The organism is Streptomyces sp. NPDC048606 (assembly GCF_040650855.1).
GTDB lineage: Bacteria > Actinomycetota > Actinomycetes > Streptomycetales > Streptomycetaceae > Streptomyces.
On sequence record NZ_JBEZIB010000018.1, the window covers coordinates 25,831 to 50,830 of the forward strand.

Annotated in this window: 27 protein-coding genes and 1 tRNA gene; 8 read left to right on the top strand and 20 right to left on the bottom strand. The window is 73.2% G+C overall.

All coding sequences use genetic code 11. The features are described from left to right. Nucleotides 1-11: 11 nt before the first annotated feature. Complete coding sequence (locus AB0D01_RS20300; protein WP_363057109.1) at nt 12-179, top strand: hypothetical protein; 168 nt, start codon at nt 12-14, stop codon at nt 177-179. 95 nt (nt 180-274) lie between these two features. Beyond that, nucleotides 275-1,582 carry a cytosine deaminase gene (gene codA, locus AB0D01_RS20305; protein ID WP_363057111.1) on the top strand — a complete coding sequence of 436 codons (1,308 nt, stop codon included), beginning with the start codon at nt 275-277 and terminating at the stop codon, nt 1,580-1,582. Here codA and AB0D01_RS20310 read toward each other — a convergent pair. From AB0D01_RS20310 to lxmA (AB0D01_RS20365), 12 genes are all read right to left on the bottom strand, one after another. After that, nucleotides 1,563-2,327 (bottom strand): ABC transporter permease, encoded by a 765-nt coding sequence (locus tag AB0D01_RS20310; RefSeq protein WP_363057113.1) that lies wholly within the window; start codon nt 2,325-2,327, stop codon nt 1,563-1,565. The genes codA and AB0D01_RS20310 overlap by 20 nt on opposite strands. Continuing rightward, nucleotides 2,320-3,096: an ATP-binding cassette domain-containing protein gene (locus AB0D01_RS20315; protein ID WP_363057115.1), complete on the bottom strand. Its 777-nt coding sequence runs from the start codon at nt 3,094-3,096 to the stop codon at nt 2,320-2,322. Before AB0D01_RS20315 ends, AB0D01_RS20310 begins: the two co-directional genes overlap by 8 nt. A gap of 100 nt (nt 3,097-3,196) precedes the next feature. Then, on the bottom strand, nt 3,197-4,219 hold the full coding sequence (gene lxmJ, locus AB0D01_RS20320) for a F420-dependent peptide dehydroalanine reductase LxmJ (RefSeq protein ID WP_363057117.1): 1,023 nt from the start codon (nt 4,217-4,219) through the stop codon (nt 3,197-3,199). Then, nucleotides 4,216-5,583, bottom strand: a complete 1,368-nt coding sequence (locus AB0D01_RS20325) for an insulinase family protein (RefSeq protein WP_363057119.1) — start codon at nt 5,581-5,583, stop codon at nt 4,216-4,218. The genes lxmJ and AB0D01_RS20325 overlap by 4 nt, the downstream gene beginning before the upstream one ends. After that, the gene (locus tag AB0D01_RS20330) at nt 5,580-6,905 is read right to left on the bottom strand and encodes an insulinase family protein (RefSeq protein WP_363057121.1); all 1,326 of its coding nucleotides are present in this window, start codon (nt 6,903-6,905) and stop codon (nt 5,580-5,582) included. The genes AB0D01_RS20325 and AB0D01_RS20330 overlap by 4 nt, the downstream gene beginning before the upstream one ends. Continuing rightward, on the bottom strand, nt 6,902-7,828 hold the full coding sequence (locus AB0D01_RS20335; RefSeq protein WP_363057123.1) for a class I SAM-dependent methyltransferase: 927 nt from the start codon (nt 7,826-7,828) through the stop codon (nt 6,902-6,904). The genes AB0D01_RS20330 and AB0D01_RS20335 overlap by 4 nt, the downstream gene beginning before the upstream one ends. A gap of 2 nt (nt 7,829-7,830) precedes the next feature. Then, on the bottom strand, nt 7,831-8,865 hold the full coding sequence (locus AB0D01_RS20340; protein WP_363057125.1) for a T3SS effector HopA1 family protein: 1,035 nt from the start codon (nt 8,863-8,865) through the stop codon (nt 7,831-7,833). Continuing rightward, nucleotides 8,862-10,046 carry a class V lanthionine synthetase subunit LxmK gene (gene lxmK / locus AB0D01_RS20345; protein ID WP_363057127.1) on the bottom strand — a complete coding sequence of 395 codons (1,185 nt, stop codon included), beginning with the start codon at nt 10,044-10,046 and terminating at the stop codon, nt 8,862-8,864. The genes AB0D01_RS20340 and lxmK overlap by 4 nt, the downstream gene beginning before the upstream one ends. Further along, on the bottom strand, nt 10,043-11,005 hold the full coding sequence (locus AB0D01_RS20350; RefSeq protein ID WP_363057129.1) for a hypothetical protein: 963 nt from the start codon (nt 11,003-11,005) through the stop codon (nt 10,043-10,045). The genes lxmK and AB0D01_RS20350 overlap by 4 nt, the downstream gene beginning before the upstream one ends. Beyond that, nucleotides 11,002-11,631: a peptide terminal cysteine decarboxylase LxmD gene (gene lxmD / locus AB0D01_RS20355; protein WP_363057131.1), complete on the bottom strand. Its 630-nt coding sequence runs from the start codon at nt 11,629-11,631 to the stop codon at nt 11,002-11,004. The genes AB0D01_RS20350 and lxmD overlap by 4 nt, the downstream gene beginning before the upstream one ends. Nucleotides 11,632-11,757: 126 nt before the next feature. Continuing rightward, complete coding sequence (gene lxmA / locus AB0D01_RS20360; RefSeq protein ID WP_363057133.1) at nt 11,758-11,973, bottom strand: lexapeptide family class V lantibiotic; 216 nt, start codon at nt 11,971-11,973, stop codon at nt 11,758-11,760. 124 nt (nt 11,974-12,097) lie between these two features. Continuing rightward, nucleotides 12,098-12,313 (bottom strand): lexapeptide family class V lantibiotic, encoded by a 216-nt coding sequence (gene lxmA, locus AB0D01_RS20365; RefSeq protein ID WP_363057133.1) that lies wholly within the window; start codon nt 12,311-12,313, stop codon nt 12,098-12,100. A 297-nt stretch (nt 12,314-12,610) separates the two neighbouring features. On the opposite strand from lxmA (AB0D01_RS20365), the gene AB0D01_RS20370 reads away from it, so the two are divergent. Both AB0D01_RS20370 and AB0D01_RS20375 read left to right on the top strand, forming a co-directional pair. Then, nucleotides 12,611-14,374: an ABC transporter ATP-binding protein gene (locus AB0D01_RS20370; protein WP_363057135.1), complete on the top strand. Its 1,764-nt coding sequence runs from the start codon at nt 12,611-12,613 to the stop codon at nt 14,372-14,374. Nucleotides 14,375-14,525: 151 nt separating this feature from the next. Continuing rightward, complete coding sequence (locus AB0D01_RS20375) at nt 14,526-15,044, top strand: hypothetical protein (protein WP_363057137.1); 519 nt, start codon at nt 14,526-14,528, stop codon at nt 15,042-15,044. 142 nt (nt 15,045-15,186) lie between these two features. Here the strand turns inward: AB0D01_RS20375 and AB0D01_RS20380 are convergent, their stop codons facing one another. Next, entirely contained in the window at nt 15,187-15,468 is a 282-nt protein-coding gene (locus AB0D01_RS20380) for a LuxR C-terminal-related transcriptional regulator (protein WP_363057139.1), read from the bottom strand. A 161-nt stretch (nt 15,469-15,629) separates the two neighbouring features. On the opposite strand from AB0D01_RS20380, the gene AB0D01_RS20385 reads away from it, so the two are divergent. Then, nucleotides 15,630-16,619 carry a helix-turn-helix transcriptional regulator gene (locus tag AB0D01_RS20385; RefSeq protein ID WP_363057141.1) on the top strand — a complete coding sequence of 330 codons (990 nt, stop codon included), beginning with the start codon at nt 15,630-15,632 and terminating at the stop codon, nt 16,617-16,619. A gap of 25 nt (nt 16,620-16,644) precedes the next feature. Here AB0D01_RS20385 and AB0D01_RS20390 read toward each other — a convergent pair whose 3' ends face one another. Together AB0D01_RS20390 and AB0D01_RS20395 are read right to left on the bottom strand one after the other, a co-directional pair. After that, nucleotides 16,645-16,908: a hypothetical protein gene (locus tag AB0D01_RS20390; RefSeq protein ID WP_363057143.1), complete on the bottom strand. Its 264-nt coding sequence runs from the start codon at nt 16,906-16,908 to the stop codon at nt 16,645-16,647. A gap of 8 nt (nt 16,909-16,916) precedes the next feature. Then, complete coding sequence (locus AB0D01_RS20395; RefSeq protein WP_363057145.1) at nt 16,917-17,162, bottom strand: hypothetical protein; 246 nt, start codon at nt 17,160-17,162, stop codon at nt 16,917-16,919. A gap of 256 nt (nt 17,163-17,418) precedes the next feature. On the opposite strand from AB0D01_RS20395, the gene AB0D01_RS20400 reads away from it, so the two are divergent. Continuing rightward, the gene (locus tag AB0D01_RS20400) at nt 17,419-17,958 is read left to right on the top strand and encodes a DM13 domain-containing protein (RefSeq protein WP_363057147.1); all 540 of its coding nucleotides are present in this window, start codon (nt 17,419-17,421) and stop codon (nt 17,956-17,958) included. On the opposite strand, the gene AB0D01_RS20405 is transcribed toward AB0D01_RS20400, so the two are convergent. The 4 genes from AB0D01_RS20405 to AB0D01_RS20420 all read right to left on the bottom strand — a co-directional run bounded on the left by AB0D01_RS20405 (nt 17,945) and on the right by AB0D01_RS20420 (nt 21,198). Beyond that, nucleotides 17,945-19,336: a chloride channel protein gene (locus AB0D01_RS20405; RefSeq protein WP_363057149.1), complete on the bottom strand. Its 1,392-nt coding sequence runs from the start codon at nt 19,334-19,336 to the stop codon at nt 17,945-17,947. The two genes, AB0D01_RS20400 and AB0D01_RS20405, sit on opposite strands and share 14 nt — an antisense overlap. After that, complete coding sequence (locus AB0D01_RS20410; RefSeq protein ID WP_363057151.1) at nt 19,333-19,896, bottom strand: potassium channel family protein; 564 nt, start codon at nt 19,894-19,896, stop codon at nt 19,333-19,335. The genes AB0D01_RS20405 and AB0D01_RS20410 overlap by 4 nt, the downstream gene beginning before the upstream one ends. A 178-nt stretch (nt 19,897-20,074) precedes the next feature. After that, nucleotides 20,075-20,148: transfer RNA gene (locus AB0D01_RS20415), tRNA-Pro, on the bottom strand. A gap of 111 nt (nt 20,149-20,259) precedes the next feature. Then, a complete protein-coding gene (locus AB0D01_RS20420; protein WP_363057153.1) occupies nt 20,260-21,198 on the bottom strand; it encodes a metallophosphoesterase in 939 nt (312 codons plus the stop codon). 68 nt (nt 21,199-21,266) lie between these two features. On the opposite strand from AB0D01_RS20420, the gene AB0D01_RS20425 reads away from it, so the two are divergent. Beyond that, on the top strand, nt 21,267-21,728 hold the full coding sequence (locus AB0D01_RS20425) for a GatB/YqeY domain-containing protein (protein WP_363057155.1): 462 nt from the start codon (nt 21,267-21,269) through the stop codon (nt 21,726-21,728). 91 nt (nt 21,729-21,819) lie between these two features. Here AB0D01_RS20425 and AB0D01_RS20430 read toward each other — a convergent pair whose 3' ends face one another. Continuing rightward, nucleotides 21,820-24,198 (bottom strand): transglycosylase domain-containing protein, encoded by a 2,379-nt coding sequence (locus AB0D01_RS20430; protein WP_363057157.1) that lies wholly within the window; start codon nt 24,196-24,198, stop codon nt 21,820-21,822. Nucleotides 24,199-24,596: 398 nt separating this feature from the next. On the opposite strand from AB0D01_RS20430, the gene AB0D01_RS20435 reads away from it, so the two are divergent. Further along, nucleotides 24,597-24,947: a WhiB family transcriptional regulator gene (locus AB0D01_RS20435; RefSeq protein WP_030299276.1), complete on the top strand. Its 351-nt coding sequence runs from the start codon at nt 24,597-24,599 to the stop codon at nt 24,945-24,947. Nucleotides 24,948-25,000: the final 53 nt, after the last annotated feature.

Genomic DNA, 25,000 nt, shown 5'->3' on the forward strand with positions numbered 1-25,000 from the left:
GGGTGTTGATCATGGCCAAGAAGGCTCGTACCGGTCACCACGGCCATCAGGATTCCGAGCGCGCGATGGCGAAGAACACGGCGGCCGAGGCACGCGCCAAGGCCGCCGTCAGGGACGTCCAGTCCGTCGCCGCGAAGACGCGGGGCATGCAGCAGAAGGCACAGGCCAAGCGGGGCTGACCGCGACCACGACCACGTTCGCGCCCGCGCCCGCGCCCGCTCGGACGGCATCGTGTTTCACGTGAAACACGATGCCGTCCGCGTACGCTGAGGACATGCGGATGATCGTCCGGGGCGCCCGGCTGCTTCCCCCGTCGGCACACGGTCTGTTCGACGTGGAGGTCGCCGAGGACGGTCGGATCGCGCGCGTGGTGCCCCACGACGACCAGAAGGAACCGCCCGCGACCGGCGTGCTGATCGAGGCACGCGGAGACCTGCTCACCGCCCCCTTCGTCGAGCCCCACATCCACCTCGACACCGCGCTGACCGCCGGTGAACCCCGGCCCAACGCCTCCGGCACCCTGTGGGAGGGCATCGCCCGCTGGAGCGAACGCAAGGCGACCCTGACCCGCGAGGACGTCGTCGCCCGGGCCACGGAGGTGCTGCGCTGGCAGGCCGCCCACGGCGTGCTGCACGTCCGGACGCACTGCGACGTCACCGACCCCGCCCTCACCGCGCTCGACGCGCTGCTGGAGGTCCGCGACCGGGTGCGCGACGTCATGACCCTTCAGATCGTGGCCTTCCCGCAGGAGGGCATCGTCTCCTTCCCCGACGGCGAGGCCCTGCTGCGTGAGGCCGTCACGCGCGGCGCGGACGTCGTCGGGGCGATCCCGCACTTCGAGGACACCCGCGAGGACGGGGTCGCCTCGCTCGGGATCGCGTTCGAGCTGGCCGAGGAACACGGGCTGCGCGTCGACGCCCACTGCGACGAGATCGACGACGAACAGTCCCGCTTCGTGGAGGTGGTGGCCACCCTCGCCCTGCGGTCGGGGCTGCGGGAGAGGGCCACCGCCTCCCACACCACCGCCATGGGGTCCTACAACGGCGCCTACGCCTACAAGCTCCAGCGGCTGCTGACCCGCTCGGGCATCAACCTCGTCGCCAACCCGTTCGCGAACCTCAACCTCCAGGGCCGCTTCGACGCCTACCCCAAGCGCCGCGGCCTCACCCAGGTCAAGGAGATGCTCGCCGCCGGGGTCAACGTGGCCTTCGGGCACGACGACGTGATGGACCCCTGGAACGCGCTGGGCACCGCCAACCCCCTCCAGACCGCCCTCGTCGGCCTCTACGCCGCCCAGCTGACCGGGGGCGAGGAGATCCCGCTCGCCTTCTCGATGGTGACCGACCGCGCGGCGCGGGTGCTCGGCCTGACGCCCCGGGAGTACGGGATCACCGAGGGCGCCCCCGCCTCCTTCGTCCTCCTGCCCGCGCCGACCCCGCAGGAGGCGCTGCGCCGGCAGGTCCGCCCCCGGTACGTGGTCTCGCGCGGCACGGTCCTCGCGCAGACGCCGCCGGCACCCACCCGGCTGTCCTGGCCGGGGGAGGCACCGTCGGAGGTGGACTTCAGACGTCCCGGCGCGTGAAGAGGCCGCGGGCCAGGAGGGCCGCCGCGGCGCCCCAGGCGACCAGCACCAGGGCCCCGTAGGGGGCGTCCAGGGCGTTCGGGAAGGTCAGCTTGTCGCCGAGCGCGGCCAGTTGGGCGCCGTCGGGCAGGAAGCGGCCCACCTTCGGGAACTGGGTCAGCACCAGCAGCTGACCGACCGTCCCCCACATCAGCAGTCCGATGACCGCCACCAGCTGGTTGCGCACGACGAAACCGATCGCCGCACCCCAGGAACCGGCCAGGGCGCACACGCCGACCACGACCGCCGCGAGCTGCCACGTCCGGCCGTCCAGCACCAGCGAGACGTCCTTCGAGGCGAACGCGGCCGCCCCGACACCGAGGGCGCACAGCACCGAGACCAGCCCGTAGACCAGTCCCACCCCTCCGGCCACCAGCAGCTTCGCGCCGACGACGGCCCCGCGCCCGGGGGCGTAGAGCACGCTGCGGCCGATGGAGCCGGACTTGAACTCGGAGGTGACCAGGAGCGCGCCGAACAGCGAGGCGAACAGGGTCGCGGCGGCTGCGAGGTTCACGACCTGGTGCGAGGAGGCCACGGCGTTCGCGGCGAGGTCGGCCTCGGCGTAGATCGAGCCGAGCTGGCCGAGCGCGCCGAAGGCCAGGGCGGTCAGCAGCAGCCCGGGCAGGGCGGCGCCGGAGCGGGCCCGCAGGATCTCCGCGGAGATCTGGTCGCGCAGGGGGTTGCCCGTCGGGGTCGCGTCAGGCACGGGAGGCCTCCAGGTGGGAAGGGGCGCCGGGGCCGGAGCCCTCGACGAGGCCGAAGTAGGCGTCCTCCAGCCGGCCCCGGCCCTGACGGACCAGGTCCTGGAGGGTGCCGGTGAACAGGACCGAGCGGCGCAGGACCACGATGTCGTCCACGCTCTGCTCGACCTCGGAGAGCATGTGGCTCGCCATCAGGACCGTGCGGCCCTCGGCGGCGGACCGTTCGACGAGCCGGCGCATCCAGCGGATGCCGTCCGGGTCGAGGCCGTTCAACGGCTCGTCGAGGATCAGCAGTTCCGGATCCGGGAGCAGGGCCACGGCCAGCGCCAGGCGCTGGCGCATGCCGGTGGAGCAGGCGCGGATCCGCCGACGGGTCGCGTCGCCCTCCAGACCGACCTGTGCGAGGACCTCGTCGACGCGGGAGGCGGGCAGGCCCAGCGAGCGCGCCGATATCTCCAGCTGCCGCCGGACCGTCAGGCGCGGCGGGAAACCGATCGAGTCGGCGACGACACCGATCCGACGGGCGCTGTGCGGCGCCGTACCGGGCTCCGCGCCCAGGACGCGGGCCGTGCCGGCGTCGGGGCGGGCCAGACCCAGCATGATCCGCAGGAGGGTGCTCTTGCCGGCGCCGTTGGGGCCGAGCAGGCCGGTGACCTTGCCGGGCCTCAGCTCGAACGAGACGTCCTGGAGCGCCTGGTGGTCGCCGAACCTTTTGCTGATGCCCGACAGGGCGACGCTGGCGCCGCCCGGCCGGTCCGGGTGTTCCCTGCTCACGAGTCTTCTTCCTGCTGGGGGGTGGACGGGAGGAAGCGGAACGCGCTGTTCGCGTCTTCCGGGCTTCCCAGCAAAGCAGCGGGGGCGGGCCCTTCGGCCGCTATCGGGCCGCAGCTTCCTGCCGGGCGCCCGGCAGGAAGTTGTCGCAGGCCGCGAGGATCTCCTCCAGGTCGGCGACCGCCGCGGGGACGCCCTCCGTCAGCATCACGCCCGAGGGGTTGAGCATCGGTTCGTCCACGCCGGCGCGACGGTAGGCGTCGAGGCCCTCCGCGATCTCACGGGCGGTGCCGGTCAGCACGACCTGCCCGCCCAGGAGGGCGTCGGCGGTCGCCGTCGGGTCGTGCGGGTCCACGGACACCCCGGCGCGGCGCAGCATGTCGGCGTAGTGCGGGACCTCCAGGTGGGAGCCGGCCGCGGCCAGGGCCACCCGGCGCGGGTCGCGGCCGGGGCGTGTCAGGGCCACGTGGACGGCGGTGGCGATCCGCGGGCGCGCGGGCCGCTCGCGCGCCCCCTCCTCCAGGGCCGGCACCAGGGTCCCCTCCACGTAGGACGGCGGGGTCATCCAGGTGATGGCCACGTCGGCGACCTCCCCGGCCGTGCGCGCCATGCCCGGACGCAGCACCCCGGCCCCGACCTCGACCGGGGCGTGGTCCAGGGGCGTGAGCGCCCCGTGCATCTGGTGGTACGGGCCGTCGTGCGCGACGGTCTCGCCGTCCAGGAGGGCGCGGACGCTGGAGAGGTAGTCCCGCACGGCCGTGCGCGGGCTCGCGTACGGGCTGCCGGTCAGCCCGGAGACGAAGCCCGGATTGCCGATGCCGAAGCCCGCGACGACCGGGCGCCCGGTGATCAGGGCGAGGGAGCGGGCCTGGAGGGCGGCCTCGTAGGGGTGGCGCAGCGGCATCAGCGTCACGCTCGTGCCGACCGGGGTGTCGAGGCCCTGTCCCGCGAGGTGGGCGAGGACCTGGTGCGGTTCGGCCTTGAAGGACTGGCACATCCACAGCCGGCGGGCGCCCGTGCGCCGGACGAGGGAGGCGAAGGGGGCGACGAGTTCGGGGTGGTCGGGCTGGAGGGGGTAGAGGACGGCGGGGCGGTGGGGGGCCGGGCTCGGGTGCGGTGCGTTCACGGGGTCCACCGGTCGCTTTCCTGTGCGGGGGAGGGGATTTCGTCGGGGGCTTCGGCAGGTGATTCGTCGGAGTCGGCGGCGGCAGCGGCGGCGGCGCCGGTGTCGGTGTTGGCGCCGGTGTCGAGGGTGGCCACGAGGAAGAGGTCGGGGTCCAGGTGGCGGGCGGCGGCCTTGGCCACCTGGTCGGGCGTCACCTCGGCGAGCCGCTCCCGATGGGTGGCCAGCCAGTCCAGGGGGAGCCCGGCGGCCGCGAAACCGGCCAGCGCGCTCGCCTCCTCGGTCCGGGTGGCGAGGGCGAAGCGGGTGAAGCCGATCGCGTGGGCGCGGGCCCGCTCCACCTCCTCGGGGGAGGGACCCCGATCGGCGAGTTCGCGCAGGACGCCGACGATCTCCCCGGCGATCCGGTCGGCCGTGCCCGGGGCGCCGGCGGCCTCGATCTCCAGCCAGTCGCCCGCCCGGTTGCCGCGCGGCTCCGCCGACACCGCGTACGCGAGCCCGTGCCGGTCCCGGATCCGCCGGACCAGCCGCGAGGAGGCGGCGGCGCCCAGCACCGTGTGGGCCAGGTGCAGCGGGACGTGCGCGGGGTCGTCGGCCGCGACGGCGGGGCCCGCGCACAGCACGAGGGCCTGCCCGGGGTCGTCCGAGCCCGCCGGGACGGCCGACGCAGCGAGCCGGCCCGGGCGCGGGGTGCTGCGGGCGAAGGGCGGCGCGACCAGCCCGGACGGGCCGCCCGACCACCCCTCCAGCCGCTCCCGCACCAGGGCGCACACCGCGTCGGGTTCGTCGGCGGACATCACCAGCAGCACCGCGCCGGCGGGCACCACGGCCCGCGCGTGCAGGGCGTACAGGTCGTCGGTGGAGGCCCGCGGCACGGGCGGCGGGGACAGCAGCGGGTGCTCCCCGAAGGCGTGGCCCAGCAGCGCGCGGTGGAGCCGCGACCGGGGGCCCGGGGTACGGGGGGCGGCGCCCGCGCGGCGCAGCGCGAGGGCGAGTTCCTCCTCCCGGTACGCCGGGCGCAGCAGCAGGTCGGACAGGAGCGCGAGGGCTCCGGGCAACCCGGGGCGGAGCACGCTCGTCGCGATGACCAGGGACTCGGCGGTGACGACGGTGCTCAGCTCGGCGCCCAGATCGGCGGCGCGGTCGGCGATGTCCTGCCGGGTGCCGCCGGACGCGCCGGACGCGCTGGCCGTGGTGCCGGTCCCGAGGCAGGCGGCCAGCAGTTCCCGCGCCCCGGCGAGACGGTCCGGCGCGGTGCGCGCGTAGGGCAGCACCAACCGGACCTCGGCCAGGGGGGCGCCGGGGGCCCGGACGGCGAGGACCCGCAGGCCGTTGCCGAGGAGGGTGTCGCTGGTCGTGCGGTTCACCGGGCGTCTCCGAGTTCGGTCACCGAGCAGGGGCCGGTCAGCAGGGTGCGGGCGGCGGCGGACACCTCGGCGGGCGTGACGCGGGCCAGGTCGTGGGGCAGGGCGTCCAGCCCGCCGCTGCCGGGGAAGATCAGGGCCGTGCGTCCGAGGGAGACGCTGCGGGCGGTCAGGGAGTCCGCCCGGCGGTGGCAGGCCAGCAGCAGCCCGTTCAGGGCGCGCCGGTGTTCGGTCGCGTCGGTGGGGTGCGCGGCCAGTTCCGTCAGGAGCTCCCGCCAGGCGTCGAGGGCCACGGCGGTCGGGTCGCTCGCGCTGCCGGACGCGGGGGCCTCGGGGCGGGGCACGGCGAACCGCGCGAGGGTCAGGTCCGGCGCCGCCGAACCGAGCCACTGCCCGTGGAGGCCGCAGGTGACGCCGGCCGCCGCGATCCGGGGGTCGCGGCGCACCAGGCGCGGCAGCCGGACGCGACCGACGACCTCGGCCAGGACCACCTGGGCGAGGTAGCCGGCGCGGTCACGGACGGGGTCGGGCAGGGGATGGCCCAGGGCGGCACCGCCGACGGGGGAGACGAGCGGTGCCGTCCGGATCGTGGCCGACGCGCCGGCGCGGACCGGGGCGCCGGGCGCGGGAGAGGGAGTCGCGGCGGGCGCGGGGGCGGGCGCGCGAGGCGCCGCCGGGAGGTCCGAGAAGAGCGCGCCGACCGTGCTCGCGACCCGTCGTGCGTCCACGTCGCCCACCACGGAGAGCACCATCGCCTCCGGCCGGTAGTGGCGGCGGAAGAACGCCTCCACCTCGGTGGTGGTGACCCCCGCCAGTTCCCCGGCCGTGCCGAAGCAGTCCCGGGCGCCGGGGTGGAGCGCGCCGAGGGCCGCTTCCCAGACCCGCCCGCCGGGCGCCGCACCGCGGATCTCCTCCGCGATGACGGACACCTCCGTACGGATCACGTCCGGCGCGGGGGCGAAGTCCAGCAGGCGGCGTGCCTCCCACGCCAGGACCTCGGTGAGCATCCCGGCGGGCACGGTGGTGTGGAAGACGGTGTGGTCGCGGTGGGTCTCGGCGTTGCAGACCCCGCCGGCGCCCTCGACGCGGGCGACGTGGCCGTCCGGTGCGCCGTCGGAGCCGTCGGGGCCGTGGCCCTCGGGGGCCGCCGCGCGCGGGAACATCAGGTGCTCGACCAGGTGGGCCATGCCGTGCCGGCCCACCGGATCCGCGTCCCCGCCGACCGCCACGGTCAGCGCGACCGATACGAGGCCGCCGCCGTGGCCGGGGAGGGGTTCGACCGACAGCCCGAGGCCGTTTCGCAACCGGCTGTCGTGGGGGCTCATGCCAGCGGCCGGAAGACGGAGACGCACATCTTGCGGCTGTCGCCGCCGTCGAAGGGCTGCTCCTGCCAGCCGGCGTACCGGCCGACCAGCTCCAGGCGGGCGATGGCCGCCAACAGGTCCAGCTCGCTCGGCCACAGGTAGCGCATCACCGTGGAGGAGGACTTGGGGGCCTCGCCGTCCAGGAAGAGGGTGCTGTTCAGCAGCATGTTCTGCGAGGCGGGGAGCACCTCCAGCGATTCGATGACCACGCCGCGGGTGCCGGCGGGGCGGGTGGTGATGTCGGCCTTGCGCTGGACGTGGTAGTCGCTCGGGTCGAAGGTCTCGATCACCACGCGGCCGTCGGGGGCCGTGTTCCGGGCGATGGCGTGCATCATCGCGATCTGCTCGTCGATGGTCATCGCGCAGCACATCACGTTGAACGGCGCCAGCACCACGTCGAAGGTCCGCCCCAGGTCCAGCTGGACGAGGTCCCCGAGCACGGGGGTGACGCGGCCCTGCGGGTCCTTCTCCGCGAGCTTGGCGAGCATGCCCTCGGAGGTCTCGACGCCGTGGACGCGGAAGCCGTGCTCGACCAGCGGCAGGGCCACGCGGCCGGTGCCGACGCCGAGTTCGAGGACGCTCGCGCCCGGCTCGGCGATGGTGGTCAGGTACTCGGCGATCTCGTCGGTGCCGGGGTAGATGTCGTCGTAGACGGAGGCGAGGGCGTCGCTGTAGGCGGTGGTGATGGCCGTGCCGAGCCCGCTCGCGTCGGCGGGGGCCTCGGTCGCGGCGTCGGTCGCCTCCGTGGCCTCCATCGCCTCCGCCGTCGCGCCGGCCGCCGTCGCGCCGGCCGCCGTCGCGCCGGCCGTCGTCTCGGTCGCCGGCGTCTCGGCCGCCGTCGTGTCCGTGGGCGTCGTGTCCGTCGTCTTCGTCGTGGCGCTCATGATCAGTTCCCCTCCGTCGTGGCGATGTTGTTCTCGGGCCGCAGCGGGTCGATCCCCGCCTTGCGGAACTCCCGCGCGACGCGCTCCTCCAGCGGCCCGCGCGCCGCGCCGGCCGCCCACCCGCCCGCCGCCGTCGCGTGGTCGACCAGGGCGGTGGCCAGGGCGAAGCTGCGGTGCTGGCCGAAGCTCATGCTGCTCTGGCCCGGACGCGGGTCCCGCGGGTCCCAGGCCGCGGCCACGCCCGGGGCGAGCCGCTCGGTGAACAGCGAGGTGTCCGCGCCCCGGCCGGGCAGGTCCCGTACGGCCTCGACGACGGCGCGCTCGGCCGCCTCGTGCGCGCCGTGCAGGTACACGACCAGGCCGTCGCGGCGCGGGAAGTCGTCCGGGTCGGACAGGGCCTTGGCGTGGTAGAGCGCGCCGACCCCCTCCAGGGCGTGGAGCGCCGCCTCCCACAGGCCCGCCGCGGCGTCGCCGTCGACGGCGTGCAGGAAGACCCTGCGAATGGGTCCGGCGGGGCGGGGCAGCGCCCGCGAGCCCATCACGTAGAAGAAGCCGGGCGACAGCGCGGGACGGGCCGCCTCCAGCGCCAGTTCGACGACGTCCCCGGGCCGGACCGCGTCGAGGTCGCCGACGAGCCGGTCGGCGGGCACCCGGGCGGTGATGTCCGGCATGCGCACGACGAGCTGGGCGCCGCCGGGACGGTCGAGCACCTCGATCAGCCGGGCCCGCGCGGGCGTCCAGGCGTGCGGCACCCCGGCCGCGAACCGACGCTCCAGGTCGGCGTCGCGCAGGTTGCGCCGGGGCGCCCCGCCGGGCTCGCCGCGCTGCGCGCCGTTGCCCGCGTGGAACTCCTCGTACAACGCGTGGGCCAGGCGTCCGCGCAGGTCGCGGGGGCTCTCCGTGGTGATCTCCCGCCCGGAGACGGTGGCCCGCAGGCCGTCGGCCCGTACGGTGACGAGGTCGAGGGCGGCGGACAGCCGCGGCGCGAGGACGTCCGCGAGGGGCACGGGCGCGGGAAGGGGCAGGGTCAGGGTCATCGGGAGCTCCCGGAGGGCGCTTCGAGCCGCAGCGTGGCGACGGCTCCGGACGGATTGAGCAGCAGGACGCGCCCGATCCCGGCCGCCGCGCGGGCGACGGGGTTGAGGATGGCGTGGGCCTGGGCCGTGGCGATCAGCCGGTCGTACATGTGCCAGCCGGCGAACCCGACGGCCCGTTCGGCCAGTTCGGCATCCGGGGTGCGGCACTCGACGTAGCCCTCCCAGAACGCCGCGATCCGGGGGACGTGCCGGCGCAGGCTCGCCGAACCGCGCTCGACGATCTCCTCGTGGGTGAGGTCGAAGCCGAGGACGGGGGCGTCCGCGCCGGGGTCGCCGGTCGGGGCGAAGACCGAGTAGGTGGACTGGAAGAGCCACTCGCCGATGAAGGCGCCGACGTCACGCGCCGGGTCGGCGATCCGGAACTCCTCCCAGTCGCACAGGTAGAGGTTTCCCTCGTGCAGCAGGAACTGGTCGAAGCGCAGGTCGCAGTGGGCGGGGGTGCGCGGGGCGGACTCCTCGCGGGCACGCAGGCCACGCAGCGCGTCCACGACCTCGACGTCGTCCTGGACGAGCTTCCAGGCGGCGATCTGCGCCATGCTGCGGTCGTGGAGCGCGCTCCACGGGAAGGCCTCCAGCCAGCCCAGCGGCGGCAGCGGGGCCTCGCCGGTGTCGATGTCGGCGCCGTCCGGGTCCAGTGCGTGCAGGGTGGCGACGGCGCGGCCCGCCTCGCGGCACATGTCCTCGTCGAAGCCGCCGTCGAGGGCGATCTCCGAGCCGGAGCGGGAGCCGGACAGCAGCCGGTAGGCGTTGAGGGCGGCCGGGCGGTGGGCGCCGAGGTGGACGGGGGAGCGCAGCGGGGAGTCGGCGGGGAGCCGGCCGGCGAGGGCCTCGTAGGCGAGGGTCCGGTCGAGTTCGGGGCTGTCGCCGTCGGGGCCGCGCGAGACGGTCTTCACGAAGACCTCCTCGCCGCTGGTCGTCGTACCGGCCCAGTTGTCGTTGCGGCCGCCGAAGGAGGTCAGGCCGTCCGGTACGAAGCCGCCGAGGCCGAGGCGGTCGAGCAGTTCGGCCACCTCGGGGACGGTGTCCAGCTCGGTGGGCCGGAAGCGCAGCAGCGCGGGCCGCTTCTCGTCGGCGGGCCCGCCGGTCGTCGTCCCGTCGGTCGTCGGGGTCGCAGTAGTCATGACACTCCCTGGGGGACCGCTCTGCGGCCCTCCTCGTCGATCAGCTCGGCGGTAAAGGCGATGTAGTCCAGGAGTTCGTCGTCCCACCCCCGGTAGGTCGCGAAGTCCTGCATGTGTGTGACGACCCGCAGGACGGCGGCGCGCCCCACGAGCACCGGATCGGGGCCGGGGCCGTAGGCCCGCACCAGGAGCCGTCGCAGGTCCGCCGTGTCCTGGTGGGCGGTCGTCCAGTCCAGCTCCGCGAGTTCCCCCAGCAGCCAGCCCAGGTCCAGTTCGGGCCGGCCGAGGCCCAGGTCCTCCCCCGTGAGCAGGGCGGCCCTGCCGCGGCTCAGGGGCGGTACGAGGGCCCCGAGCGAGGCCCAGCCGTGCACCGGCGACAGGGGGCGTACGCCGTCCTGCCGGGCCCGCGGCTCCGGGGCCAGGACGTCGGCCCAGTCGAGCAGCCGCGCCATCCGCCGGGTACCCCAGACGGCCAGGGTGCGGCGGCGCAGCTCACCGTCCGAGCGGCACCGGTCGCGCAGCCTGCGCACCCCGGGCGGGGCGGCGAGCGGCGGCGCGCGGTGCGCGGGGACGGGCGCCTCGTGCAGCGTCCGCAGGGCGGGGCCGACCGAGGCAAGCGCGTGCGCGACGAGCGCCCGGGCCTGGGGGCGGAAGTCCCGCAGCCAGGCGGCGGCGGACGAAGGTCCCGCGACCCGGTGCAGCAGGCCGTCGCCCCAGGGCTCCGGGACGGTCAGCAGCGCGGCGCCCGGGGGCGGTTCGGGCAGGTCGGCGACGAGGGCGGCGGCGGGCGCGCGCAGCGGCCCCGCGACCTGCGCGCCGGGACCCTGCCACCACAGGTGGGCGCCGTCGGGCGTCCGGAGCACGCGCGTGACCTGGAGGTCCGTCCCGTACTCGGCGACCGTCTCGCAGCCGGCCGGTACGCCCGCGGTCCGGGCGGCGCGCGGTGCGACCGTGGTCATGGCGTCGGTTCCTTCCCGTTGGCGGGGGCGGCGGCGGTGGCGCCAAAGGCGTGGGTGTGGGCGTGGGCGTGGGCCACGCAGAGGTCGTAGAGCTCGTTGAGGGGCGCGGAGCCGCCGTCCTCCAGTTCCCCGGTGCTCGCGCTGACCGCCGGGATCGTCGGGGCGAGCACCACGCCGGGGCGGGTGCGCAGGGCGTCCAGGTGGCCGCGTACCACGGGGTTGCGGTGGGCGGCGGGGGGCAGGGAGGGGGCGACGCCCACCAGCGCGTCGGTGCACTGGAGGGCGAGCAGCAGCGGGGTGTCGGTGATGCCGAGGGCGTAGCGGCCGACGAAGTGCAGGGTGGCGGGGTGTACGAGGACGAGATCGGCCCAGCGGGCGAGTTCGACGTGCGGGACCGCGGTGCCGCGGACGCCGTTCCAGTCGTCGACGAAGACCTCCTCGCCGTTGAGCACGGAGATCGCGTCGGCGGAGACGAAGCGCAGGGCCGAGCGGGTCAGCGCGACGCGCAGCTCGACCTCCGGGTGCGCGTTCTTGATCCAGTTGATCCAGAAGGGGAGGAAGGCCACCCCGAGGGCCCCGGTTCCCACGACGAGCACGCGCCGGAATCCGGCGTCCGTACCGTCCATCACTCACTCCTCCTCACGGGACGTGCGCGGGCGTGGGGTTCACGCCGCGCCGGGACCGGCCGGCCGCCCGCGACGACGACGGTGCGTCGTGCGGGAACCGGCCGGTCCCCGGAAGTCACGCTTCGATCAGCACTTCTTCTCGACGGTCTTCGCGGCGAGCGAGCCGAGGGCGGAGGCGCAGGCCTGCGAGGAGCGGGCGGTGATGACGGTGGCCTGGATCGCCCACGGCACGGTCGGGCTGAAGGCCGGGCCGGCGGTGTTGCCGTCGTGCAGGCCCAGCTCCTCGGCGGAGGTGTAGGCGGTGTAGCCGTCGAACAGGTCCTTCTCGCTGACGTTCTGCATGGTGATTCCCTTGTTCTCGTGGTGTGTTGGTCGTACCGGGATGACCGCGGTGCGCGGGATCGCCGGGATTACCGGGATTCCCGGAACTACCGGGATGACCGGGGGTACTGCCGAGTGGCTCGGATCAGCACTTCTTCTCGACGGTCTTCGCGGCGAGCGAGCCGAGGGCGGAGGCGCAGGCCTGCGAGGAGCGGGCGGTGATGACGGTGGCCTGGATCGCCCACGGCACGGTGGGGCTGAAGGCCGGGCCGGCGGTGTTGCCGTCGTGCAGGCCCAGCTCCTCGGCGGAGGTGTAGGCGGTGTAGCCGTCGAACAGGTCCTTCTCGCTGACGTTCTGCATGGTGAGGCTCCTCGAAGAAATCGCGGGGAATGTGCCGGATCCGCCTGACCGGCGGCCGGTGTCCGCTGGGGACACATCGATATTGACCCGGTGGAGAAGTCGCGCGCCATTGCCACTTGCGGCATTGACCACACCGTCAACTCCGCAGGCGGCAATGCCGGTTCGATGCGCCGGCCGCGCCGGCCGCGCCCGCTTTCCCGGGGGGTCCGGCGGGCGCCGCGGGGCGGGCACCGGCACTTGCGGCATTGCCGCAAGTGTCAATTCCGCCCGCCCGCGCGGAGCATTAGAAATACGTGTGTGAACACTTCTGAATCGGATCGGCCCAAGGCCGAAAAGGCTGAGCGGCCCGCGCTGCGCGCGCTGCTCTCGTACGCGCGACCGCACCGCGGTGTTCTACTGGTGGTGCTGCTCCTCACCCTGCTGGCCAGCGCCGCCGGCCTGGCCCAACCGATGGTCATCCAGAAGGTCCTCGGGAACCTGATGACGGGCGCCGGGCTGCGCGACGAGATCCTGCTCCTGGTCGGCCTGCTCGTGCTGTCCATCGCCCTCATGTGGGGGCAGGCGTGGCTGAGCGAGCGCACCGCCGAGCGCGTGGTCCTTCACGTACGGCGCGGCCTCATCGCCCGCCTGATCCGCCTGCGCACCAGCGAGCTCGACCGCACCGAACCGGGCGGCCTCACCACCCGCGTGACCTCCGACAGCACCCTGGTCCAGCACGCCGCCACCGGCGGGATGATCCAGCTCGTCGACGGGTCGATCCACCTCGTCGCCACCATCGTGCTGATGGGTGTCATGAGCCTGCCGCTGCTGGGCATCACCTCGGTGGTGCTGCTGGTGGTCGGCGTCGCGATGGGTGTGGTCATGCCGCGCATCCGGCGCGTCACCACCGAGGCCCAGGAGTCCGTCGGCGCGATCGGCGCCGCGCTGGACCGGGCGCTCGGCGCCGCCCGCACCGTCAAGGCGAACGGCGGCGAGGCCAAGGAGACCGAACGCGCCGAGGCCGCCGCCGAGCGGGCGTACCGGGCCGGCCTGGTGGGCGCCCGCTACCAGGCGATGATCGCCGTCCTGGCCGGCCTCGTCGTCCAGGCCTCCTTCCTCGCGGTCATCGGCTTCGGCGGGGCGCTCGTCGCCACCGGCACGCTCGACCTGGCCGCCCTGATCGGCTTCCTGCTCTACCTGTTCAACCTCGGCGGGCCCATCCTGTCGCTGGTCTCCGGCACCACCGCCCTCCAGCAGGGCCTCGGCGCGCTCGCGCGCATCGAGGAGGTCCGGGAGATGGAGACCGAGGACGACGTGGACCTGACCCCGGCGCGGCCCTCCGGCCCGCCTCCGGAAGTGGTCGTGGAGGGGCTGGAGTTCGCCTACGAGGGGCGTACGCCTACCCTGAAGGGGACCAGTTTCACCGCGCCCGCCGGCGCGGTCACCGCGATCGTCGGCTCCTCCGGATCGGGAAAGACCACGGTGTTCTCTCTGATCCAGCGCTTCTACGACACGGACGCCGGCAGCATCCGCCTCGACGGTACGGACATCCGCACCCTCAGCCGGGCCGACCTGCGCCGCCGCATCGCCTACGTCGAACAGGACTCCCCGATGCTCGCGGGAACCCTGCGCGAGAACCTCCTCTACTCGGCCCCCGACGCCTCCGCGGAGGACATCGCCGAGGTGCTGCGCAAGACCCTCCTCGACGAGTTCGTCGCCGGGCTCCCGGACGGACTCGACACCGCGGTCGGCGCGCGCGGCCTCGCCCTCTCCGGAGGCGAGCGGCAACGCCTCGCCATCGCGCGGGCCCTGCTCCGCAAGCCCCAGGTGCTGCTGCTGGACGAGGTCACCGCCCACCTCGACGGGCTCAGCGAGATCGCCCTGCGCAAGACCGTGGAGCAGGCCGCCGAGAACTGCACGGTGCTCCTCATCGCGCACCGGCTGTCCACGGTGACCTCCGCCGACCAGCTGATCCTCTTCGACGACGGCCGGGTCGGTGACCACGGCCCGCACGGGGAGCTGCTGGAGCGCAACGACGCCTACCGCGAGCTGGCCGCGACGCAGCTGGCCGGGGCCCGCTGACCCGGGCCGCGCGAGGGGTACGGGGCCGCCCGCGCGCGGCCCCGTACCCGCTCCGCCGGCCCGGTGGCCTCCTGATGGGCGCCATCCGTGCCGCTCGTACCACCCGTACCACCCGTACCACCCGTCCCACCCGCACCGAAGGACTTGACGCATGAACGACGCAGACCGGAACCCGACCCCCATCGAGGACACCCGCTTCGGCGCGATCACGGTCCGCCAGGACGGCCAGGAGTTCCTCCTGGTCGAGGGCGAGCAGATCCCCCGGGTGACCCTGGAGCGCGACCCCGCGTCGGAGGTGGACCCGCAGACGGCCATCGGCACCCGCGACCCGGCCTTCCTCACCCTGCGCGTCGACGGCGAGCGGGTCGCGCTGAAGCCCGCCAAGGGGTCCCTGAGCCGGCGCTCGTACCGGGTGGACGTGGCGTACGGCGGCGCGGACTACCGGCTGGTCCCGGACTCGGTGCCGAGCAGCCGACTCACCCGCGACGGGGTCCACCTCGGCGACTTCTCCTCCGACGGCGACGAGTTGGTGCTCGCCGAGTGGCAGGAGGGCGTGGAACTGCGGCCCGCGGACGCGGCGATCGGGTACGCGCTGGCCTCGGCCTTCGGGACGGGCGGCCAGCCGATGTGGATGATGATCGTCGACGGCGTGACCAGCGCGCTGCCGTAGCCCGACGGGCACGGAGGACGCGAGAGGCCCCGACCGGGTGGACCGGTCGGGGCCTCTCGGCTTTCGCCGGGCGGTATCAGCGGTGTCAGCGGTATCGACGGCGTCGACGGCGTCGACGGCGTCGACGGCGCGCTTCGGAGGATCAGGCGGCGGCGGCAGTGGCCGCGCCGCGATCCGCCGAGGCCATCGCGTCCCTGATGTCGTCGGCGTAGAGGTGGGCGACGAGCGCTGCCTCGAACCGCGACTTCAGGCGCAGCTTGCGCACGATGCTGGCCGTGTGGGCCCGGATGGTGCGCTCCGCGATGCCGAGGTGGCGCGCGAGCCGGCGGTTCTGTTCCCCGGACGCCAACAGCAGGAGCACTTCCACCTCACGCCCCGTGAGGGAGGAAAAGTCCAAAAGGTGGTTCTCAGTCAATGGCTTCAAAGTAGCTTCCCCCGTGGAAGGTTCATGATTCAGGTCACTTTCGGCCACTACGCCGGACTCCGCTTTTTACCTTGGCATTACTGTTCCTCTCAGTACGCGAGATCGCACGGCATATGACCCATGCCGAGCGGCGAACATCGGCACGGCCTGCGGGGGCAATAGTGGACGGCACCAGCCTGCACATACTCGGACTATCGGCGACGGAGGAGCGGATATACCGCCACTTCCTCCGCAACCCGGGCACGCTCGGTGAGGACATCCACGTCCTCCTCCACGCGCCCCGGGAGGAGGTCGAAACCGGCCAGGAGCGGCTGGTCCACCTGGGCCTGCTGCACGGCGACCGCGCCGGGATCTACGCCGCCGACCCCGAGACGGCCGTCGGCCGGCTGACCGACCACCGGCTCCGCGTCCTGCACGAGCAACTCCAACAGGTCACCCGGACCCGCCACCTGATCGCGGAACTCAAGGCCGAACAGGGCGCCCGGTCCCTCGCCCCCCAGGGCGTGGAGCGGCTGGAATCGCTGCCCCAGATCCGTGACCGGATCGACGACCTCGCCTTCTTCGCCCGCGAGGAGATCCTGTCGGTGGAGCCCTACTCGGCGCTCACCCCCGACAACATCGTCCACGCGCGCCCCCTCGACGCCCGCTGCCTGCGCCGCGGCGTCCGGATCCGCAGCGTGGTCCTCCAGGAGGCGCTGGACCACCCGCCGACCGTCGCCTACCTGCGCGAACTCACCGCGCAGGGGGCCTCGATCAGGGTCGCCGAGAGCTTCTCCGAGCGGATCCTCGTCTACGACCGGCAGACCGCGCTGGTTCCCGTCGACCCGGCCGACACCTCCCGCGGCGCACTGCTCACGCAGCAGGCCGGTCTGGTGTCGAACATCCTCGCCCTCTTCCAGAAGATCTGGGACCAGGCCGTCGACCTGGCCGTGCTCACCGACGACGGTTCGGACTCCGCGCAGGTGCTGTCGGAGATCGAACGCCGGGTGATGGAAGAGATGTGCCGCGTGGGCAAGGACGAGACGGGCGCCCGCAACCTCGACATCTCCGTGCGGACCTACCGCCGCCACGTCGCCGACGTGCTGCGCATCCTCGGCGCCGGCAGCCGGCCGCACGCCGCGCTGCTCGCACGCGAACGCGGCTGGATCTGAGGGGACCCGACGGGCTCGGGAGCCCCTACGGATCCTCCGCGCGCCACCCGCGCAGGGACCCGTCCGCGAGCGTCCGGGCCAGCCAGTCCCGGACCGCCTCGGTCCGCGCCGCCGCCGGGGTGTCCGCGGAGGTGTCGATCAGCATCGTGATCCGGTCGTCGGTCACCCGCTGGGAGAACGTCCACCGCGCGGGCAGCAGGGCCACGAGCCGCATCACGGTGCTCTCCGCCGCCGCCCCCTCGGGCCCGGCCCGGACCAGGACGACCTCGCCCGGTAGCCGTTCGTTCATCGAGGCCCTCACTGCCAGCCGTTGACGCAGCGCGGCTTCACCGGCAGCTGCGGGAGCGCCCGCTTCAGGGTGTCGGGCAGCAGGTCGGGGAGCGGGATCGGGGTGGTCGTCGGACAGGGCTTCTGCGCGGCGGCGGCCGGCTGCGAGGCGGCGGCCGGCTGCGAGGCGGGCGCCGCCGAGGCCTGGGCCGGGGCCAGCAGGACGAGGAAGGCGGCGGCGGGCAGCAGGGCGGCGCTGATCTTCTTGACGCTCATCGTGGTCTCCGTGGGTGGAAGAGCGGTGGGTTCCCGGGCTGTTGGCCCGTGGGAACAACCTTGTCAGCGGCCCGCGGCCCCATCCACGGAGATCGGTGTCAGCTTGTTGCACCCGTGACATCAACTTCGTGCCACGACCCCGCCGCGGCCGCCGTAAGGATTCCGTCACCGTGCCGGCCATGGCCCCGGGCCGCGCGCCGCGCTTGAATCTCCCGTGAGGATCTTGACGCGGGAAACGGAAGAAGGGGAACCCCCGATGGCGATGACGAGGCGACGTGGCGCGATTCTGACGGGCGCGGCCCTCGCCGCCGTGGCCGTACTGGCGGTCGGCCTGTACTGGTTCCAGCCGTGGAAGCTCTGGCAGGACGCGACCATCGCCGAGGCCCTGCCCACCGCCCCCGCCGCACGCCCCTCCGGGCCGGGCTCCGCACCGCCCGCGGCCCCCCTGACCGTCGCCGAGGGCACCTTCATCAGCCACGAGCACGCCACCACCGGCACCGCGAGGCTCGTCCGCCTCCCCGACGGCTCGCACACCCTGCGCCTGGAGGGCCTGGACACCAGCAACGGCCCCGACCTACGGGTCCTGCTCAGCGACGCCCCCGTCAAGGAGGGCGTGGCGGGCTGGCGCGTGTTCGACGACGGCCGCCACGTCAGCCTCGGCCGCCTCAAGGGCAACAAGGGCGACCAGAACTACGCCCTCCCCGCCGGCGTGAACCCGACCGACTACGGCAGCGTCACCATCTGGTGCGACCGCTTCGACGTCTCCTTCGGCGCCGCCTCCCTCAAGGCCGCGTGACCGCCCCGCGCACCCGCCGCTTCGGCGCCGGCACCGGACCGTGCGCCGGCAGCAGCTCCGTCGTGACGAACGCGACCACGGCCGACAGGATCACCAACGGCGCCGCGGCCGTGCTGCCCAGCAGCAACACCACGAGCACCACACTGCTCACCGGCAGCCGCAGCACCCCGGCCGCCGCCGCGCCCAGCCCCACCGCCAACCCGGGCACGATCCCCAACCCCGGCAGCGGCGCGCACAGCAGCCCCGCCGCCGCCCCGAGGAACAGCGCGGGGAAGATCGGCCCACCGCGAAGGGTGCCCAGGCAGAGCCCGTACGCGAGCCCCTTGAACACCAGTACGCCGACCAGCGCCCCGATCCCCCAGGCCCGCGGGTCGGTGACCAGCCCGGACATCAGCGTCTGCCCGGACGAGGCCACGTCGACGGGGCTGCGGTCGGTGAGCAGCGTGTAGAGCGCCGCGCACACGCCGGCCCCCAGCGCGCACAACAGGCTCCGCTCGACCGTCCGCGTGGACACGAACACCGCGACCTGCCGGGCCCCTCCGATCACCGCGTGCAGCGCGAACGCCACCGCCACGGAGATCGGCAGCGCCCACAGCACGTCAAGCGCGTCCAACCGCTGGAACGGCTCCGTCACCTTCATGGCCAGGCCGGGTGTCTGGAGCCCCGTCCAGTGCCCGAACCCGGTGAAGACCAGCGCCCCGATGCCACTGGAGAGCAGCGCGGGCAGCATCACGGCGAACAGTTGCGGCCCACCGATGCCGGCCATCTCGATGAGCAGCACCGCGCCGATCAGCGGGCTGCCGAAAATGGCCGAAACCGCCGCACCGGCACCCGCCGCGCCCAACAGCACGGCCGTCCTCTTGGGCGCCGGGGAGCGCGTCAGGTCCCGGAACATCAGCGCGAGCCCGCCGCCGAGGGCGATCAGCGGGGCCTCCGGCCCCAGCGTCGCGCCGAGCGGCAGGCTCGCCGCCGCCGCGAGCAGCACGCCCGGCAGCGCGATGGGCAGGGTGGCGCCCCCGCCCATCCCGGCCGCCGGGATGTGACCGCCCCCGCCGGGCAGGCGGAGCGCGACCAGGGCGACGAGCACGCCGGCGAGGGGGAGCAGCACCAGCGGCCACCACCAGGGCGCGGTGTCCCAGCCGAGGGAGCGCGGCAGGTCGTCCCACAGGGCGTGCTCCAGCCAGTGCATCCCGGCGAGGAACCAGAAGGCCGCGAGCGACACCGGGATGCCGACGAGACCGCAGATGACCAGGGTCTTCAGATAGCCGGGGGAGCGCAGGATGTCCCCCAGCCGATCGGCCTCGGCGGACTGCACGGGCTGCGCCGGCCGCCCCTCCACCGCACCCGCACCCGCCTCCGCGCCCTGGTCCGCGGTCATGGGTCGCTCCTTCCCGGCCCGCCGGGCGTGTGCCGGGACAGGCCGATCCGTACCGCGCCGAAGAGGAGTTTGGCGACCAGCCCGACGACGATCAGGTCCGCCGCCATCTGAACGGTGGTCAGGACCCGCCCGCCCCCGGTCGTCGGCACGATGTCGCCGAAGCCCACCGTCGCGAACACCGTCATCGTGAAGTACAGGGCGTCGGTGCGACTGAGCGGCTCGGTGAACGCCTCGGGCGCGCTCCTGGAGAGCAGGAAGTACGTCGCGGAGAACAGCAGCAGGAACAGCGGCACGGCCGTGGCCAGCGCCTCCACGGCCCGCAGCCGCGGATACCGCGAACGGGCGATGGCGTTCACCTGGAGGACGACCACCCATCCGAAGACGAGGAGCCCGCCCAACAACCCGGCGACGGTGGCGACCCCGAACCCGTAGTCCAGCGGGGCCAGGTAGTACAGCGCGGTGAGCAGGACGACCGCACCGAGGCTCCGCAGCAGGTGGCCCACGAGCGGAAGCGCGCGCCCCCACCGGCCGCGCCGCTCACGGGAGCCGTCGTCGCCCATGCCACACCTCGCCCAGGACCGGCGGCCCCTCCCAGGCATTCCAGCACCGCCCGCCCCGCTCCGCACGTCGAGCGAAGCACCCGGAGCACACCCCCGAGAACCCCCGAAAAAGCCCCCGGAAACCACTCAAGGGCCTGACCCGCGATGCGGATCAAGCCCTTGACCTGGTCTTACGAAGTCGGGGTGGCGGGATTTGAACCCACGACCTCTTCGTCCCGAACGAAGCGCGCTGCCAAGCTGCGCTACACCCCGATCGCCGCCCCGCAGCCGTGCTGCCTGGCGACATCGATTACTTTAGCCGACCCGCGCCCGGAGACGAAATCCGGTTTTCGCGGGGGCCCCGGCGGGGCCGGCGGGAGGGGGTCAGGCCTTGGGGGCCAGCGTCAGGAGCGTCGCCTCCGGCGGGCAGGCGAAGCGGACCGGGGTGAAGCGGTTCGTCCCGCAGCCGGCGGAGACGTGCAGGTAGGAGCGGTGCCCCTGGGCCTCGTAGGTGGACAGCCCCTTCACCCGCTTGGTGTCGAGGTCGCAGTTGGTGACCAGGGCCCCGTAGAAGGGGACGCACAGCTGCCCGCCGTGCGTGTGCCCGGCGAGGATCAGCGGGTACCGGTCCGCGGTGAAGGCCTCCAGCACGCGCAGGTACGGGGCGTGCACGACGGCCAGCGAGAGGTCGGCGTCCGTCTCCGGACCGCCCGCGACGCGCTCGTAGCGGTCCCGCTTGATGTGCGGGTCGTCCAGTCCGGTGAACGCCAGCTCCATGCCGTTCACCTTCATCCGGGCCCGGGTGTTGGTGAGGTCCAGCCAGCCCGCGGCGTCGAAGGCATCCCGCATGCCCTCCCACGGGTTGTGGACCGCGCCGACGACCGGCTTGTTGCCGTTGAGCCCGTGCCGGCCCTGCGCCTTCTCGATCAGGTACCGGCCGGGGTTGCGCAGTCGGGGCCCGTAGTAGTCGTTGGAGCCGAAGACGTACACGCCGGGAAACTCCATCAGCGGGCCCAGCGCGTCGAGGAGTTCCGGAACGCCGTCCGTGTCGGAGAGGTTGTCGCCGGTGTTGACGACGAAGTCGGGGCGCAGGCCCGCCAGGGACTGGAGCCAGGCGCGCTTCTTGCGCTGCCCGCCGACCATGTGGATGTCCGACACCTGGAGCACGCGCAGCGGTCGCGCTCCCGCCGGCAGGACGGGCACCGTGATCCGGCGCAGTCGGAACGACCGTGCCTCGAAGCCGGCGGCATAGGCCACTCCGGCGGCCCCCACGGCCGCGAGGGAAGCGGTGACCTTCAGGGGAACTCCGTAACGCGCGCGCATGCCCCCATCGTCGCAGACCCGGAAAACCGGAAGGCGCCGACCGCCGCGCACCTGGCACACTCAAGGGCATGACCACGCTCAAGGCCAAGCTCCAGGACGACCTCACCACCGCCATCAGGGCACGCGACGAACTCGCCTCGTCCACGCTGCGCCTGACCCTCTCCGCCATCACCAAGGAGGAGGTCGCGGGCAAGGAGGCGCGCGTCCTGTCCGACGAGGAAGTCCTCAAGGTGATCGCCAAGGAGGCGAAGAAGCGCCGCGAGGCCGCCGAGGCCTTCGCCCAGGGCGGCCGCGCCGAGCAGTCGGCCCGCGAGACCGCGGAGGGCGAGTTCCTCGACGCCTACCTCCCCAAGCAGCTCGGTGACGACGAGCTCGACGCGATCGTCGCGCAGGCGGTGGAGGAGGCCCGCGCCGCCGGTGCCGAGGGGCCGCGCGCCATGGGCGCCGTCATGAAGATCGTGAACCCGAAGGTGGCGGGTCTGGCGGACGGCGGCCGGGTCGCCGCCGCCGTGAAGCGCCGACTGTCCTAACGGGAGCGGGAACGGGAACGGAACGAGAACGGGGGAGGCCCCGGCCGGAGTGATCCGGCCGGGGCCTCCCCCGTTCCGCGTGCGCCGCGCGCTACGGCGTCGTGACGCCGCCGATGCCGCCCGGGTCCGTCGGGATCTCCGGGATGGGCTTGGTCGGCGTGCCGCCGCCCGTGTTGCCGCCCGTGCTTCCGCCCGGGGTTCCGCCGCCGGCCGCGCCGCCGGTCGTACCGCCGGGCTTGTTGTCCCCGCCGGGCTTGCCGGGCTTCTGGGGCTTGTGCGGGACGTTCGGCGGGTTGGGGGTGTTGCCCCGACCGCCGTTGTTGCCGCCGTTGCCGTTCCCGCCGGTGGCGTTGCCGCCGCCGTTGTTTCCGCCGCCACCGCCCGGAACGGAGGGCTCCGGGATGCTGACCGAGTGGAAGGACGGGGCCTCGCGTCCGGACAGGGCGCCCGAGACGGCGTCCTTCCAGATCGGGCCGGGCAGGCCACCGCCGAAGACCTTCGGGTAGTACTCCCCGCCGATGGTGATGTTCTCCATCGTGATCTTCTTCGCGCCGCCGGAGCCGACCCACACCGCGCCGGACATGTTCGGCGTGTAGCCGACGAACCAGGCGTTGTAACGGCTGTCGGTGGTACCGGTCTTGCCCGCGTTGTCGCGGTCGGTCAGGCCGGCCCGCTCACCCGTACCGGAGTCGACGACCCCGCGCAGCAGGGTGTTGACGGTGTCGGCGGTGTCCTGGGACATCGCGCGGTCGCACTTCGTCTTCGGCACGGCGAGCGCCTTGCCGTGGGCGTCGGTGATCGACTCCAGGGCGATCGGGGTGCAGTAGACGCCCCGGTTGGCGAAGGTGGCGTAGGCGTTGGCCATCGTCAGCGGGGACAGTTCGGCGGAACCGAGCGCGATCGAGGGCTCCTCCGGCAGCTTCACGCCGCTGGCCGGGACGACGCCGAGCTTCTGCGTCATCTCCGTGACCGGGCAGAGGCCGATCTCCGAGATCATCTGCACGAAGTACGTGTTGATGGACTTCTCCATCGCCGTCTTCAGCGCGTACGGACCGACCTCGTCCTCGGTCTCGTTCTCGGCGGTCTGGAGCTTGCCGTTGCCCAGGGCCAGGTTCTGCCACTTGGTGCCGTCGCACCGCGAGACCGGGCTCGGGTACTCCATCTTGTTCGGCGCCGAGTACACCTTCGTCGGCGACATGCCCTGCTCTATGGCCGCCGCCGCGATGAACGGCTTGAACGTCGAGCCGACCTGGAAGCCGAAGTTGGAGCCGCCCATCCGCTTGTCGACGGAGTAGTTGATCTGCGTCTCGTTCTTGCCGAAGCCGTACGGCTTCGACTGGCCCATCGCCAGGACCCTGCCGGTGCCCGGCTGGACCATGGTCACGGCGGTCGCGATCGAGTCGTCCTCGTTCACGTGGTCCTTGATCGAGGCGTTGGCCGCGTCCTGCGACTGCGGGTCCAGCGTCGTGCGGACCGTCAGGCCGCCCTGGTTCCAGATCTTCGCCCGCTCCTCGCGGGTCTTGCCGAAGACCGGGTCCGAGAGGAAGGTGGCGCGGACGTAGTCGCAGAAGAAGCCCGCGCCCTTGACCGCGGTGATGCAGCCGTTCTTCGGCCGCGTCACCTTCAGCGTGACCGGCTTGGCCTTCGCCTCGTCGGCCTCGGCCTGGGAGATGTCCTTCACGTCGGCCATGCGCTGAAGGACGATGTTGCGCCGCTTCATCGCCTCGGTCGCGTCGTTCACCGGGTCGTACCGGCTCGGCGACTGCACGAGGCCGGCGAGCAGCGCCGACTCCTCCAGGGTCAGGTCCTTCGCGGGCTTGCTGAAGTAGCGCTGGGACGCGGATTCGATCCCGTACGCCGCCTGCCCGAAGTAGGTGATGTTGAGGTAGTTCTCTAGGATCTTCTTCTTTCCGAGCTCTTCCTCGACCTGGATCGAGTACTTCAGCTCGCGGATCTTGCGACCGAGGCTCTTCTCCTGCGCCTCGCGCACCTTCGTCTCGTCGTCGCCCGCTTCCTCGACGAAGACGTTCTTCACGTACTGCTGCGTGAGGGTGGACGCGCCCTGGGCCGCGCCGCCCTCCTGCGCGTTGCGGTTCACCGCGCGCAGGATGCCCTTGAGGTCGACCGCGCCGTGCTCGTAGAACCGTGAGTCCTCGATCGCGACGATGGCCTTCTGCATGTACGGCGAGATCGCCGTCAGCGGGACCACCTGGCGGTCCCGTGAATAGACGGTGGCGATCAGGCCACCCTCCGCGTCCAGGATCGTGGTGCGCTGGCTCAACGGAGGAGTCTTCAGATTGGCCGGGATCTCGTCGAAACCCTCGACGGTCCCCTTGGCCGCGAGCCCCAGCGCGCCTGCGCCCGGGATCGCGATGCCGGCGAGTACGACTCCGGAGAGAACGGACACCCCGAGGAACTTGGCGGCCTGCTGTGGCCCCGTGAGCCCGCCGCCCGAGCGCTTCTTTCCCATGGAGGGCAGCCTACGTTCTCATTCGCCGGACACACGCGAATGCCTTGGCCTAAGCTGTCCCCAACTGTCACAGCAGCGCGGCCCCGCATCAACCCCTCGGCTTGATTTTCACCCTTCCCGAATCGGGTGGACACATGTCCGAATCCCGTCGGTCACTCTGACGGCCTCCCACCGGCGCCTTTCCGATTTCACCCAAATCGCCGGAATGGTCGGGCATGTCGTCGCATCACTCCGTCGGGTGATCTGCCGCTTACCCATAGTCCGTTCGGACCATTCAAGATTGGGCCCGTCGGGGGTGTTGCGCCGTGCCCACCTTCCGTAACGTCCTCAACTGGCAGCGGTGAATATGCCGCATGCCGCCGTGGGGGAGCCTCGATTCGGGAGAGGACGGCGCCGGGATGGGCTGGGTAACCGACTGGAGTGCGCAGGCAGCCTGCCGCACTACCGATCCGGATGAACTGTTCGTTCAAGGAGCGGCACAGAACAGGGCCAAGGCGGTGTGCACCGGATGTCCGGTGCGGACCGAGTGCCTGGCCGACGCGCTCGACAATCGTGTCGAGTTCGGAGTATGGGGCGGAATGACCGAGCGGGAACGTCGCGCCTTGTTGCGCAGGCGTCCCACCGTCACCTCGTGGCGACGGCTGCTCGAAACCGCCCGCACGGAGTACGAACGCAGTACGGGCATCCTCACCGTGGATGTCGACGCGGAGATTGACGTTCCGTACGAGACCTACGCGGCGGCCGGGTAACCCCCGGACGCCACGCGCCGCGACGCGACGGCACACCGCCGCCACGTCGCACG

Excerpts from the sequence above, each read along its gene's own strand:
- AB0D01_RS20410 (WP_363057151.1), bottom strand. The coding sequence starts at position 19,896 with ATGGGCGACGACGGCTCCCGTGAGCGGCGCGGCCGGTGGGGGCGCGCG.
- lxmD (WP_363057131.1), bottom strand. The coding sequence starts at position 11,631 with ATGGACGGTACGGACGCCGGATTCCGGCGCGTGCTCGTCGTGGGAACC.
- AB0D01_RS20375 (WP_363057137.1), top strand. The coding sequence starts at position 14,526 with ATGAACGACGCAGACCGGAACCCGACCCCCATCGAGGACACCCGCTTC.
- AB0D01_RS20430 (WP_363057157.1), bottom strand. The coding sequence starts at position 24,198 with ATGGGAAAGAAGCGCTCGGGCGGCGGGCTCACGGGGCCACAGCAGGCC.
- AB0D01_RS20435 (WP_030299276.1), top strand. The coding sequence starts at position 24,597 with ATGGGCTGGGTAACCGACTGGAGTGCGCAGGCAGCCTGCCGCACTACC.
- AB0D01_RS20300 (WP_363057109.1), top strand. The coding sequence starts at position 12 with ATGGCCAAGAAGGCTCGTACCGGTCACCACGGCCATCAGGATTCCGAG.
- AB0D01_RS20335 (WP_363057123.1), bottom strand. The coding sequence starts at position 7,828 with ATGAGCGCCACGACGAAGACGACGGACACGACGCCCACGGACACGACG.
- AB0D01_RS20395 (WP_363057145.1), bottom strand. The coding sequence starts at position 17,162 with ATGAGCGTCAAGAAGATCAGCGCCGCCCTGCTGCCCGCCGCCGCCTTC.
- AB0D01_RS20330 (WP_363057121.1), bottom strand. The coding sequence starts at position 6,905 with ATGAGCCCCCACGACAGCCGGTTGCGAAACGGCCTCGGGCTGTCGGTC.
- lxmA (WP_363057133.1), bottom strand. The coding sequence starts at position 11,973 with ATGCAGAACGTCAGCGAGAAGGACCTGTTCGACGGCTACACCGCCTAC.
- lxmA (WP_363057133.1), bottom strand. The coding sequence starts at position 12,313 with ATGCAGAACGTCAGCGAGAAGGACCTGTTCGACGGCTACACCGCCTAC.
- AB0D01_RS20420 (WP_363057153.1), bottom strand. The coding sequence starts at position 21,198 with ATGCGCGCGCGTTACGGAGTTCCCCTGAAGGTCACCGCTTCCCTCGCG.
- codA (WP_363057111.1), top strand. The coding sequence starts at position 275 with ATGCGGATGATCGTCCGGGGCGCCCGGCTGCTTCCCCCGTCGGCACAC.
- AB0D01_RS20340 (WP_363057125.1), bottom strand. The coding sequence starts at position 8,865 with ATGACCCTGACCCTGCCCCTTCCCGCGCCCGTGCCCCTCGCGGACGTC.
- AB0D01_RS20350 (WP_363057129.1), bottom strand. The coding sequence starts at position 11,005 with ATGACCACGGTCGCACCGCGCGCCGCCCGGACCGCGGGCGTACCGGCC.
- AB0D01_RS20405 (WP_363057149.1), bottom strand. The coding sequence starts at position 19,336 with ATGACCGCGGACCAGGGCGCGGAGGCGGGTGCGGGTGCGGTGGAGGGG.
- AB0D01_RS20390 (WP_363057143.1), bottom strand. The coding sequence starts at position 16,908 with ATGAACGAACGGCTACCGGGCGAGGTCGTCCTGGTCCGGGCCGGGCCC.
- AB0D01_RS20400 (WP_363057147.1), top strand. The coding sequence starts at position 17,419 with ATGGCGATGACGAGGCGACGTGGCGCGATTCTGACGGGCGCGGCCCTC.
- AB0D01_RS20425 (WP_363057155.1), top strand. The coding sequence starts at position 21,267 with ATGACCACGCTCAAGGCCAAGCTCCAGGACGACCTCACCACCGCCATC.
- lxmK (WP_363057127.1), bottom strand. The coding sequence starts at position 10,046 with ATGACTACTGCGACCCCGACGACCGACGGGACGACGACCGGCGGGCCC.